Source organism: Vibrio sp. vnigr-6D03 (assembly GCF_002835515.1).
GTDB lineage: Bacteria > Pseudomonadota > Gammaproteobacteria > Enterobacterales > Vibrionaceae > Vibrio > Vibrio penaeicida.
In genome coordinates, this window is the sequence record NZ_PIZL01000057.1 from 15,745 (window position 1) to 28,320 (window position 12,576).

The following is a 12,576-nucleotide window of genomic DNA, read 5'->3' on the forward strand; positions in this document are numbered from 1 at the left end:
ATCTATCCTAATTGAATTATTTGGTTCCTAAAATTGTGCCTAACTCTACCATGGTCGCTGTGCGAATCGAACTGTAAAAGTTGAACATTTTTAAGAAGACAAATGCTGCTTAGCCCACGCCATTGCTTGAATTCGATTTTTAACATCCAGTTTCTTAAAAATATTATATAGGTGTGATTTTATAGTGTGCTCACTGATAAAAAGCTCATCAGCAATCTCCATGTTGGAAGCGCCGGTTTTCAGACTTTGCAGAACATCAAGTTCTCTTCGGGTTAACTCAACATCAAAAGCGGGCTTGTGATTGACCATGGCGGTTTGATAGTAATCCACCATTTGAGTCATCGTGTCTCGTGGTAACCAACTTTGACCACTTGTGATGCACTCGACACCTTTACAGATATCATCTTGTGAGTCTGTTTTGAAGAAATAGCCATAAAGGCAGCGCCACTTTAGTATTTCAGAAAGCGTCATTTTCTTTTCAACATTCAACAATATGGTGTAAACCTTTTGAGGGAAGTTAAAAAGCGCTTCTTGAAGTATGGCATCATCCCAAATCTGAGTTGTATCAATTAGGAAAAGAAGAGGGGTGATTGTTTCATCAAGGCAATGCACATCTTTTGCTGTAACAGCTTTCGCTTCCTCACCTATCTTATTGGAGAGTTTTGGTAGCAAAGTCTTTGAGATAAACGTGTGACCTTGGCTGTTATCAGAAACCAAGAAAATAGCAGGTGATAGCGGTTTTTCGTTCATTTTTGAATCCACGGCCAGAAGGTGCACGATGAAGTATTCACCAAAATTATAAAATAGTTTGAATATCTAACGTTCAAAAATAATTTATCAATCATTTTTTATAAAGCAAAAATGGCGGTTGCTGGCTTAGTTTCTTGTAGAGCATCCCAAAATAGAAACGCAGAGGATAATATTTTAAGTAATTGATATTTATAATAGTGGTTTGAAATTAGACGGTCTCTCAAAAAGAGTGGAATAATCCAATATCTCATTGTGATTTCATGTGCTTATCTGCCATGATGGTCGTATACAATTACGCTGACACTCAAGTTGCTCCTAGTTGAAAGACTCTAACTCAAGAGGTAACTTGGACCTATAATTTTAGTATGTAGGTCTTGATTTGAGCATTACTGATATCATGGTATCCTTGAGCGTTAAATTTTAGTCGAAGTGAATTTTAGACGGAGCAAAACATGGCTAGCCGTGGAATAAATAAAGTTATTTTAGTGGGGAATTTAGGTAATGACCCAGAAATCCGCTATATGCCTAGCGGCGGTGCTGTGGCAAACATTACCATTGCGACTTCAGAATCGTGGCGTGATAAAGCGACAGGCGAGCAGCGTGAAAAAACAGAATGGCATCGTGTTGCTTTGTTTGGAAAACTGGCTGAAGTAGCGGGTGAATATTTGCGTAAAGGTTCGCAGGTATACATTGAAGGTCAATTGCAAACTCGTAAGTGGCAAGATCAAAGCGGTCAAGATCGCTACACAACAGAAGTCGTTGTTCAAGGCTTTAATGGTGTAATGCAAATGCTTGGCGGTCGTCAGCAAGGGCAGGGCGCTCCAGGTCAAGGCATGGGACAGCAGCAAGGAGGTTGGGGGCAGCCACAACAACCAGCGCAACAGCAGCAGTCTTATCAACAACCAGCTGCGCAACAACAGTCACAGCCGCAACAACAAGCGCCTCAACAGGCTCAACCTCAATACAATGAGCCGCCAATGGATTTCGATGACGATATTCCATTCTGAGGATTACCTGAGACCAGCTTTTGTTAAGTTTGATGATTTAAGTTAAATTTAACAAGGGTTTGAGATAGAAAGTTTACAGTGAGTGTTGCAACTTCTGTAAACTTTTTTTATGCTCGTTTTTTTGCTTTGGAGTTACCTTGAGTTTTTGTTAAGTTTTGATAAGTTTAAGAACAAAATGAAGAAAAAAATATTTCAAATGGCGAGTGGAGAAAGCTACTCAATTCTTTTAGATGAGGATGGTATGCCGTTGCCCTACCACAACCTCTTTGTTACTCAGCATTACCGAAATCAATCGAAAGCAAGTATCACCTGTTATCGTGTTTTCGAGCACCTTTGCTTTCTAGACGAAATTTGTCAGTTTGAAAAAATTGATCTGATTGAACGATGCAAAACAGGGGATTTTCTGACAAAGAGAGAGTTTGAGAACATCAAGAAACATTCAAGCTTTAAAGTGGCTTCATTCCGTAAAATGGTTGTCAGGCATAAATCTTCTGATGTCGTGAACATCAAGAGAAACAAAGTTGAAACGGCGAGAGCAAAAATAGTCCTCAAGCCTGAGGGGGATATCTCGCCGCATACGACGTGCAACCGATTAACGGTGTTTGCGCAATTTATTGGTTGGCTAGAAGAAGAGTTATTCCCCTCTAAAGACTCCGTGGCTGAATTTGAGCTGAAAAAAATCAGAGGAGACAAGTTTGGTACCAGTGATGAAGCTCTTGATTGGGGAGATTGGCGATCCTTAGAGCCAATTCAAAAAATGCGAGTTCTTGATGTTGTGCACCCAGACTCCTCAGAGAACCCCTGGAAGTCGGAATCTGTCCGTTATCGTAATCAACTCATCGTAAATATGTTTTTTTCCATTGGTTGTCGTCGTGGAGAGCTGCTCAAGATCAGAATAAAAACAGATAACAACAGCTCCGATATCAGGAAGCGTGACAAAGACGGTCGTTACTTCGTGATGATCCGCTCACAAACTGACTATGGTGACAAGCGCAAGCATAGACCTGAAGGGAAGACGAAGGGGCGATTTGTACCAATGGATAAACGTTTGGTAGAGATGTATGAAAACTACCTTATCTATCGCCGCCCTAATGCGACTGGCTCCGAACATATTGAGTATCTGTACGTTACTCACAACTATAAGACAAAATGCAATGCCGCCTTATCAAAGGCTCAAGTTAATAAGATCTTTCGTGAGATTTCTGAGGTGGTTGGTTTTAGGGTGCACCCTCATGGGATACGTCATACATGGAACGACGAGTACAGTAAATTTGCTGATAAACGCATTGCCGAAGGGAAAACAACCGAAGCTAAATCAGAAGCAGATAGGCGAAAGTTGATGGGGTGGTCGGAAAACTCAAAAAGCGCACAGTGTTATGCCAAACGGCATGATGACAAACGTGCGATGGAGGTGGCATTAGGCCTTCAGGAAGAACAGTCAGCCACCATTAATTCAATCATCCAGCAACGGGATGAAGACCTTTGGACTGGAGAAGAGTAGTTTGAATCACACCAATGTGAACTTTGACTTTGCTAACGAGAGCAAGATAACAACGTCCATGTCACACAATGGCTTTGAGTTTGATTATTTGTCTAACCGATGGACTCTCAATCGGGATGTAACTGTGTCGGTGGAATTTTTAAATCTCTTTGCTCAACCGTTACAAGATGACATTCGAGAAACCTTGGTGTATTACGCTGAAACCTCATCTGCTAACCATACTAGTAATATCGCAAAACAGTTAAGCCTTTACCAAAGACTTACTGGGGAAAACGGTCTAACTGAGAAAGGTTTTGCATCCTTCAAAAACAAAGTACCTAAAAAATACCGGTACAAGGTATCGGTTGTAAGAGGAATGCTTCGACAGATGCGATTCCTAAAGCTGGATGAACATATTGATGATGCAGTGTTTAAGCTAACTGACCAATGGCGTTTAGGTGGTAATGACAAAGGGGTTGCTGTTCTTACTCTCGATCCAGAAACTGGACCATTTAGTGATTTAGAGTTTGAGGCTATCGGTCTACATGCTGCCCATCGGTATGCTGAAGGTAGGTTGAGAACTGATGAGTATGCTTGCCTCTCAATATTTAAAGCTTCGGGTCGTCGTCCTGTGCAGATCGCATCCATAAAGTGCAAAGATTTTTCGTATTCGCCTAAATATACGGGTTCTCCAGCGTATGTTGTGCAGATTCCTAAAGCAAAGGTTCGTGGAGGGAAGTTCCGTAGTGTCCTAAAGCCTTATGCATTAGTTAATACGGTTGCACAGGTTGTTGAGTTACATATTAAAGAGCAAACAGCTAAGGTTGAAGGTGCTTTAGGACGAAAGATGACGCCTGAAGAGAAAGGTGAGCTGCCTTTGTTTATCGACGTTGGCACCATTGAAGAAATTCAATCAATAAACTCAGATGCCATGATGGATTATCTTAAATCTGAGCTACCTCATATCAAAACAAGCAACCTGACTAACAAGCTAAACAATGCGGTAAAAAAGCTAAATATCATCAGCGAACGAACTGGTGAGCCTTTAAAATCAACAAGCTATCGTTTTCGCTACACCTTGGGAACTAGAGCAGCAAGGGAGGGGGCTGGCAAGCTTACCCTTGCCAACTTGCTCGACCATTCCGATACACAAAACGTGGAAGTGTATGTTGCTAACTCTCCTGAACATGCAGTTCATATATCCCAAATCATGAACCAACCACTGGCTCGGTATGCTTCTGCATTCACAGGAAAGCTAGTTGAAGATGAAGATGAAGCTAATGCTGAAAGTGCAGGTTCTGCTCGCATACCATGCCGAGAAAAAGATTGTGATATCGGCTCATGTGGCACGAGCAGCTTCTGCCAAGATTATGCTCCAATTGCCTGCTATCTTTGCCCTAAATTCCGCCCATGGGCACATGCCCCACACCACCTTATCCTTGAATGGCTAGTCGAAGAACGGGAGCGATTAAAAGCGGACACGAATGGTGACATGCAAATCGTCTCAATCAATGATCGTGCCATCCTTGCGGTATGCCAAGTTATCCAGCTATGTAGGGAACATAACAATGGCTGATGTATTGATTTTTAAACCTAAATACGAGCTTGAGCATACGAAAAATCAAGCTGATTTTATTGAATTAGGACGTCAGATTGCACAGCTTAACGATGAGTATGTCTATGATGAACATTACTGGTCTAAAGTAGGTAACTTCACCATTTTCGGTGCTAATAGCCGACAAAAAAATCCCGAAGATTTACTGGATGAATCTCTAATTCCCTTTGCAAAAGCTTACGTTACCTATACTGGCGGAACCAAAGCGGGCATTAACGTTAAGTTACAAGCCTTACGCGCAATTAACGCCGGCTGGCAGCGGTTACACAAGGGGGAAGAGTTTGAAACCACTAGACTTACGGGGAAGGACTTCGATGCAGCTCAACGTGCAGCGAAGGAATCGTTAAGTGTAGGCGCAGCTTATCAAGCCGGGCGGGGTTTAAACAATCTTCTCAAGTTTCTGATTGAATACAAGTTAACTAAACCATTTACATGGAAGAGTGGACTAAAAAAGCCTGCTGACAATTCAACCGGTGATGATGCTGATAAGAGAAGGCAAGACAAAATGCCTGACGAGAATGCATTGTTGGCGCTAGCTTCTGTTAACGCACAAAAGGCAGAAGAATTAAGCCCTCGAGATATTTTTACGACATCTACGATAACTTTTTTGCTGGCTGCACCAAACCGTGGGTCAGAGCCTCTGTACTTGCTTTCCGACCCCATTCATACCGATGAATTGAAGGTTTGGGAAGTGCTTAACATGGATGGCTTCACAAAAGATGATGTCAAGGAAATCCTGAAATACCAAAAGGAGAACGATATTGTTTTTGAGGTTAATGAAGGTGATGTATTTGGCAACACTTGCAATGTAATAGAAGACTCTCAGGAGAACGATGATGATGAGCTAGACTTCGATGCAATCATTCAGATTAAGGGGATAAAGTGGTATTCAGGTAAAGATTTTGGTCATGCTCACAAATGGATACCTACGTGTATGTACGGTGTTGTTGATACCGCTGTAAAGCGTTTGCAAGCCCAGTCAGAGCCAGCACGAAAGTTTGCAAAGATGCTAGAAGAGAGTTCGAATTTTCCACGGCATGAGCTTTGCCCTAATGTGCCTGAAGATCAGGCCCTAACGATGGACGAAGCTGCAATGGCTCTAGGGTTGGATTTATCAAGGTATGGCGACCTTTGTGATGCAAAAAATCGCAAAAAATGGCAGATAGCTAGAAATCAGCTCTTAAAGCGTAAGGGAATCTTGCGTAAAGACTACCAAGTTACTCTCCGAGACTTGAACTTGATACTTCGAGATGATTTACCTGAAGGCTTTCCTGATATTCCATTTGAGAACGGCAATGGACATGTAAAAGTTAAGTGGTCTGAGGCTTTGTATGCAGGGTTTGCTAACTGCTTAGACACCATCAAATCAAATATTCTTACCGAATTGTACATTCCGACCATTAATACGCTGAACGAAGATCTTGCGCCTACGAAAAAAAAGAACAAAACAACAGGTGAACTATCGACAGGTTCGCTTTCGGTTTTCCAGCGTTGGGGGCATGGGGAGTTGAGAATGACCTCACACCAGATTCGTCATATGTTGGACACCATGGCAGCAGTGAATGGCATGGATGGCGAGCAGCGGGCAAATTGGGCTATGCGCAGCGATCCAAGACACAACCGCTATTATGACCATACTACACCAGAAGAGTATGGCGCTGACTTTATCGAAGACCAAGAGACAGAGCTCGTCTCACAAGGTTTTATGAGCAACCCGACAACAGGGACTACGCCAATTCAGGTGCAGGTCGCGACTCCCAGAACACTTCAAGAGCTGAACACTAAGGCTTCGCTGACAGCGCATACGAACGAATTTGGCATGTGTGTGACGTCATATATGGCAGAGCCTTGCACTAAATACCGAGACTGCATCAACTGTGATATGCAGGTCTGTGAGAAAGGCGATGATGGTAGGTTTGAGCGTATCAGTAAGCGTCTTGAAGATGAAAAGAGACTTCTCAAGATGGACAAGAGGGCTGTCGATGATGGAGTTCAAGGAGCTAGGCAGTTCTATGAGCGCAGGAAACTGACCACAGAGCGCTGTGAGCAACTGCTTGCTATGATGGAAGATCCAAACATTAAGGACGGTTCCCTTATCAGGCTGCTTAATGTAGAGGATGTCAGTCAACTCGATCGAGCTATGGATGCTAATGGTAAAAAGCGCTTACCCAAGATTGAAAACTTCCAACGAATCAAGGCGAACCAGAAGGTTTTGGTCACAGTTGATGAAATGATTGGGATTGAAAGTCATCCAGATTCAGATACTGATGATGAACTATTTGAGGCTTTGGATGAGATGGATAGTATGGATTTTTTTGAGGACTGATTGTGGCTAAACACTTAACAGATAAAGATATTAGTAACGTTTGTGAGCTTCTGGACGATTGGCCTATGGACTCTAAGCTCACATGGGATAGATTGGTAGAGGCTGTGGCGCACGATTACAGGCTTACTACCACTAGGCAAACACTGCAAAAACAAATACGTATAAAAAGCGCATTTACAGAGGTTAAGGCGCTCGTTTCGGGCAATGCTCCTAAGGCTGCCGCTGCTCGTAATAGACACTTACCATCTAGTTTGAAGGCTGCGGCAGATCAGTTGGCAAAAAGAGAGCGAACTATTGAGCGGCTTGAGGCTGAAAATAGCCGACTGTTAGAGCAATTCCATACTTGGTTATATAATGCGACTCAGCACGGGATTACGATTGAACAACTTAATGAACCATTAGAATCCAAACAGCAGAAGTGAGTGGTCAATAAGTGGAGTAACCAAGGAAAAATTGACAAGGGCTATTGGTAGAATTGAGATAGCTTGTAGTGTGAGAAATTTTGAACAAGCTATTCAACACCGTGTGGTAAGCCCCAGAATCTCTCACTTTTCCTTGAGTGTATGAATATAAGATTAGCTCAACACTCTAAGTTCTATCCAAAATAAATACCATTTTTTGAGCTTGTGAAGTCAACTAGCACTTTCACAATGACAAAGTATTTTCTTACTAGTTTGGACTTGACCGAAGACTCAATGGAATACATACCGTTGTGTTTAGAGCGGCGTGTAGCCCTTTGTGTAATTAATATGTTTGCCAATTCTTTGTTCTTTTAAACTACCCGCAAAAACAAACTAGACTAATTGACCAAGTGTCTTTAGGGCGTGTTGATCTTTGCTGTACATTTCGTGTTCAACAATGCATCGGTAGCCACATTAACATGAATGCCAGCGATAACATGCTGGCATAATTCCTTTCTAGCTTGTTATATCTACTTGAAATTGCTCGATAATGCTTAATTCTCCCAAAGGCATTTTCGACCAAGTGACGATACTTGTATAGACACCAATCCATACTGTCTTTGTCTATATCTTGTCCGTAATTGCGTTTAGCAATTACCGTTTCTCCGCCACGTTCCTTAACAAAAGTACGGAAAGGTTCACTGTCATATCCTTTATCACAAACGATGGTATTAACTTCATCGAGTTGTTCAACTAAGCTTTCGGCATGCACTATATCGTGGCGTTGGCCTTCTGATAAATCAAAGCAAATCGGTAGGCCACCGCTATCTACAGCTAAGTGAACTTTGGTTGAGTTGCCCCCGCGACTTTTTCCTATTTGCTCTGAGCTTTCAGTAGCTGCACCTGTGCTATGCTGATGCGCTCGAACTATAGAGCCATCAAGAAAGACCCATTCAAAATCAGCCATACTAGATAAGCTTTTGAAAAGGTTATCTAAAATCCCTTTCTTTGACCAAAGATTAAATCGTCTGTAAACGGTACTCCACTCTCCGAATTCAGAGGGTAGATCTCGCCAAGGAATACCTGTCCTCATGCGATAAAGTATTCCTTCAAATGTCATTCGATGTTCAGTTTTATCGTAAATACGACCTGTACTTTTCATAACTTGGAGTAGCAGTTCCCATCGAATATCAGTTAGCATTGTTCTTGGCATGGTATTGGTTATGGTTTTACTTTTGGCGAAGCAAATTATAACTCTTTACCATACTGTTCAAAAAACACCCACGAAAGATCAACACGCCCTAGTGAGTGGAGCATTAATCTTTTTGAAGGTTTGAAAAGATAATGAACAAGGTTATCTCAAGTAAGTCTCCCGTTCTGAAGCTCCCTTTAAGACCAAAGAACCCGTCAGGTTTAGAAATGGCAATATATAGGTTTCAGGTCGACGCGTACAAGCATTATCATAAGATAAAAAATCTAAATAACAGCTCACCTGAAGATATCAAGGAAGCGAAAGAAACGGTCGTTCATCTTAACAGAGAACGGACCAAGATTAATGCGCATGCGAAATTGCAGGAGCAGTTGCTTGCAGATTTGGAGGCGTATCGAGATAACAACAAAGACAAGTCTCGTACTGAACTGGCGCAGGAAAAGCATCATCCAACCACTCGTTTAGTCAGTAACTTATACGCCATTGCAGAGCCGCAGCCATCTCCAAACCATGCAGCACATCATATTGTTATGGGTAATGGGCTCGTTAGAGCAATGATTAATGCTCGATTGCAGATGTTTATGTATGGAATCGGTATCAACGACTCTATGAATGGTATTTGGCTACCACGTTCGACAGCTTATAAGGGGCATTACACTACGCCAAAAGCGCCGACTCACTCGCGTATTCATGGTAACAACTATCAGAGGTGGGTTGGAAAGTTGGCCGACATTCGCAATAATGAGAGCGCATTTAGAGTCAGACTTGTCAGAATCAAATCTCAGCTAAAAGATGGCTCTCACCCTCCCCAAATTCTTATGAAGAAAGATCCATCTTGGAAACCGGCTCAATGAGTATATATCAGATAAGAAACATCAATCGTCACTTCAAAGTTCTCGAGCATGACCCTTTTCAGCGGGCTATCGATGTGGGTGATGATGCTCTATTGGATAGGCTTTACAATGAACCTGTAGCCTCAAAAGGGCTATCTGATGTTTGGGTAGAAGAGAGTGTTAAATTCACTGCTCACTACAATACGTCTACAAAGACTCCAGATATATCTGTTTGGGGCTCATTTCTAGTATTAACACAACGAGCGGTAGAAGTACTAACGCCATACATCGGCTCTGATGGTGAATTCTTACCTATCGTGATTGATGATGAAAAATTTCAAGTTTTCAATGTAATGAGCTTTGGTGAAGAAGATAAAGTCAGTACGAAGCACGAATACATTGATGGGTATCCAACAGGCTTGGAATCTCTCAAGTTCATAGAATCTAGTGTTACTGATAAGTGGGTTTTCAAGTCTTTAATGCAAGGGTGTAATTTGTTGTATTGCGATGAAAAGCTAAAAGCGTTATGCGATAAGAATGATTTGCGTGGTGTGTATTTCGACTTGGATCTATTAGATGTTTTCGAATACTGATCCGCTGCTTTATCATTCAGTATCTTAAGTCACTTTGTACTTAGGCTGATAACTGATAAATAATGCTATCTAGAGTTTTATATTCTGGTCATGAAAAATTGATCGATCCCTCTTTAGCGATACCAGAATAATGCTCATTCTCAGTGAAACATTCTGGTGACCCTAGGTATCTTTGGAACATATAGAATTTTGTTGGTATAACGCTTCTGAAGCGAATGAGTTCCTTAAGTATGATTCAATCGAACAGCTTTATTGGAGTTATATGATCGATTCATTCAGACTTAAAGTCAAAACAGTCCGGAGTCCTTTCAATCGTCTTTAGTGTTTTGTCGAGATATATTCACCGCAAGTTTACTGACTATGTATAATGGCCCAAAAGCTAATTCCAAGAAAAGCAGCGAGATACGTGTGACGCTAACAGTAAGCTACTATTTATTCGATGGTACCCAAGGAGAAGAAAACACCACAAAGCCAACGGTTCTTGGTGTGGAATCCTATACCAACATTAATGAGATCCTTCTTCCTGATTCCTCTAATGCCAATATCACTATCACGTGCTATTTCGATGGACATCAAACGCACCGATGGATTGTCAAAACTGTTGAATTCAACGGTCATAATGTGTTTGTTTATCTTGCCCCTAGAGATACAGAAGGTGAGATTTTCTTGCAGCAGACTATGAAGCGGGTTCATAAGTCAGCTATGCAGCTGCTACGTTTTGGTACAATTGTCGAGGTCGATTTCGGGTTCAAACCTAAGATTTATAAAGGAACTGATCTACAAACCTCAGCTAAGCGTTACCCTGATGTAGTACAACATCTCGAGTTACACAAAAGAAGACCCGCGATTGTTTTGAAGACAACACGGCGGGGCGTGCAAGTTATTCCTTTGACCTCACAAGAACCGGAAGACTACGCGACAAATAGTTCGGTTTTTAAATTAAGTGAAGATAGTCTAAAGGATTGTACTCAATTGGGAAAAGGATCATATGTACTGTCCCACTTTATCCAAACGGTCGGTTATAGCCGTATTCTTCCCCCATTAAGCAGATCTAGATCCCGCCAGTCACAACGACTAGAGACATACAGAGTACGCATCAGCCGTGATGATGAAAAACGTCTTAATACTGCTCTTGCCCACAACATCGGTCTCGGTGATTATTACACTAACAAGAAGTCAATGAGCGAGAATAAACAGAAAGTCAAAGTACTTACTGACGATAACGAAAAACTAGAGGCCACCATGTTACAACTCAAGTCTGAGAGTGATGGTTTAAAGCAAGAGCTTACACGAATCCAGCAGGAGCACTTAACGTTACGAGAGTTACTGAAAGATCAGTACCTTCGTGCTAAACTATGTACTGAGGCTGAAGTAGATATACAGATCGACAATGAGTTAATTGAGTTCGCAGAAGTTGCAGCCTCTTGACTATTCAAGGTTCATTTAATACAATCTCCTCATTGGTTTGAGGTTTAGAGACGGCACTCTCTCAAGCGACGCTGAAAAATTGCCCTGCCGACGAAAACAAAGAAATTTTCTTTCAAAAAAACCGCCTTTTGGCGGTTTTTTTGTTTTCAGTTCTAAACCGCCTACTTCAGCAGGTGGCTATCATCCATTTTGGCTTTGCCTGAAAAACTACCCATGTTAAATGCTTCCTTGATTTTTCCAGAAGTCAAAGAGGACATAAAACATGAGTAGATATAATCAAGAATCCCACGTATTTCGATGGTGTCAATATCACATAGTATGGACGCACAAGTATCGTTTTAGGATATTGAGAAACAATGTAGGCAAAGAAGTTTATCGGTGTATAAATGCTTACTGTAATCAACTTGGATGTGAAGTAGTTGAACTAAACGTGCAAGTAGACCACGTTCATCTAGTGACAAAAGTTCCACCGAAGCTACTTTGTCGATAGTGTAGGAATCAATGAAGAAATCATCCGCAGATATGTAAAGTGTCATGAGAAACAAGAGCGAGTGGAACAGCAACAGTTAGCGCTCGACTAAACAAAAGTCCCCTTTTAGGGGGGGCAACACTAATCCACCTTCTTTAAAAGGTGGTAATTAGCTTCTAATCTCAAGCCTGAATCATTGTTTCTTGTCTGTAGCTGTAAAGGCCGATATTACCGTAATAGCTACGGGATAGTTGTATCAATTGTAATTGATGGACGTAACAGAGCAACTATTAGAAATTTTCTACAATTAGATTGATTCATGTATTGCTAAATTAGAAGGTTGTATGATGCAGTTATGTGTCAATTCAATTATTGCCGGCTTAATAGTCGGAGACAATGATTTTTTGGAGTGTGAGTGTGAGTGGGTTGGAAATCGTAGTTTCCAGATATCGCTGGAGCCATAA

Annotated in this window: 10 protein-coding genes and 1 pseudogene; 9 read left to right on the plus strand and 2 right to left on the minus strand. The window is 41.6% G+C overall.

Features of this window, described 5'->3' with window-relative positions:
* Positions 1–90 precede the first annotated feature (90 nt).
* On the minus strand, positions 91–750 hold the full coding sequence (locus CW749_RS28505; RefSeq protein ID WP_237322613.1) for a LuxR C-terminal-related transcriptional regulator: 660 nt from the start codon (positions 748–750) through the stop codon (positions 91–93).
* Positions 751–1,202: 452 nt separating this feature from the next.
* Here CW749_RS28505 and CW749_RS27060 point away from each other — a divergent pair, with 452 nt between their 5' ends.
* From CW749_RS27060 to CW749_RS27080, 5 genes are all read left to right on the plus strand, one after another.
* Positions 1,203–1,757, plus strand: coding sequence for a single-stranded DNA-binding protein (locus CW749_RS27060; protein WP_101115582.1), 555 nt, complete (start codon positions 1,203–1,205; stop codon positions 1,755–1,757).
* 175 nt (positions 1,758–1,932) lie between these two features.
* The gene (locus CW749_RS27065) at positions 1,933–3,258 is read left to right on the plus strand and encodes a site-specific integrase (RefSeq protein ID WP_101115588.1); all 1,326 of its coding nucleotides are present in this window, start codon (positions 1,933–1,935) and stop codon (positions 3,256–3,258) included.
* 1 nt (position 3,259) lies between these two features.
* A complete protein-coding gene (locus tag CW749_RS27070) occupies positions 3,260–4,813 on the plus strand; it encodes a site-specific integrase (RefSeq protein ID WP_237322615.1) in 1,554 nt (517 codons plus the stop codon).
* Entirely contained in the window at positions 4,806–7,178 is a 2,373-nt protein-coding gene (locus CW749_RS27075) for an integrase (RefSeq protein WP_101115583.1), read from the plus strand. The genes CW749_RS27070 and CW749_RS27075 overlap by 8 nt, the downstream gene beginning before the upstream one ends.
* A 2-nt stretch (positions 7,179–7,180) precedes the next feature.
* The gene (locus CW749_RS27080; protein ID WP_022551624.1) at positions 7,181–7,600 is read left to right on the plus strand and encodes a hypothetical protein; all 420 of its coding nucleotides are present in this window, start codon (positions 7,181–7,183) and stop codon (positions 7,598–7,600) included.
* A 430-nt stretch (positions 7,601–8,030) separates the two neighbouring features.
* Here the strand turns inward: CW749_RS27080 and CW749_RS27085 are convergent, their stop codons facing one another.
* A complete protein-coding gene (locus CW749_RS27085) occupies positions 8,031–8,792 on the minus strand; it encodes an IS5 family transposase (RefSeq protein WP_180958504.1) in 762 nt (253 codons plus the stop codon).
* Between the two features lie 131 nt (positions 8,793–8,923).
* On the opposite strand from CW749_RS27085, the gene CW749_RS27090 reads away from it, so the two are divergent.
* The 4 genes and pseudogenes from CW749_RS27090 (at position 8,924) to tnpA (ending at position 12,224) form a co-directional block, all read left to right on the plus strand.
* Positions 8,924–9,643, plus strand: a complete 720-nt coding sequence (locus CW749_RS27090) for an AHH domain-containing protein (RefSeq protein WP_101115584.1) — start codon at positions 8,924–8,926, stop codon at positions 9,641–9,643.
* The gene (locus CW749_RS27095) at positions 9,640–10,215 is read left to right on the plus strand and encodes a hypothetical protein (protein ID WP_101115585.1); all 576 of its coding nucleotides are present in this window, start codon (positions 9,640–9,642) and stop codon (positions 10,213–10,215) included. Before CW749_RS27090 ends, CW749_RS27095 begins: the two co-directional genes overlap by 4 nt.
* 360 nt (positions 10,216–10,575) lie before the next feature.
* Positions 10,576–11,643 (plus strand): type II toxin-antitoxin system PemK/MazF family toxin, encoded by a 1,068-nt coding sequence (locus CW749_RS27100; RefSeq protein ID WP_101115586.1) that lies wholly within the window; start codon positions 10,576–10,578, stop codon positions 11,641–11,643.
* 262 nt (positions 11,644–11,905) lie between these two features.
* Positions 11,906–12,224, plus strand: a pseudogene (tnpA, locus tag CW749_RS27105) (IS200/IS605 family transposase).
* Positions 12,225–12,576 lie beyond the last annotated feature (352 nt).

Excerpts from the sequence above, each read along its gene's own strand:
- CW749_RS27095 (WP_101115585.1), top strand. The coding sequence starts at position 9,640 with ATGAGTATATATCAGATAAGAAACATCAATCGTCACTTCAAAGTTCTC.
- CW749_RS27060 (WP_101115582.1), top strand. The coding sequence starts at position 1,203 with ATGGCTAGCCGTGGAATAAATAAAGTTATTTTAGTGGGGAATTTAGGT.
- CW749_RS27100 (WP_101115586.1), top strand. The coding sequence starts at position 10,576 with ATGTATAATGGCCCAAAAGCTAATTCCAAGAAAAGCAGCGAGATACGT.
- CW749_RS27065 (WP_101115588.1), top strand. The coding sequence starts at position 1,933 with ATGAAGAAAAAAATATTTCAAATGGCGAGTGGAGAAAGCTACTCAATT.
- CW749_RS27075 (WP_101115583.1), top strand. The coding sequence starts at position 4,806 with ATGGCTGATGTATTGATTTTTAAACCTAAATACGAGCTTGAGCATACG.
- CW749_RS27085 (WP_180958504.1), bottom strand. The coding sequence starts at position 8,792 with ATGCCAAGAACAATGCTAACTGATATTCGATGGGAACTGCTACTCCAA.
- CW749_RS28505 (WP_237322613.1), bottom strand. The coding sequence starts at position 750 with ATGAACGAAAAACCGCTATCACCTGCTATTTTCTTGGTTTCTGATAAC.
- CW749_RS27090 (WP_101115584.1), top strand. The coding sequence starts at position 8,924 with ATGAACAAGGTTATCTCAAGTAAGTCTCCCGTTCTGAAGCTCCCTTTA.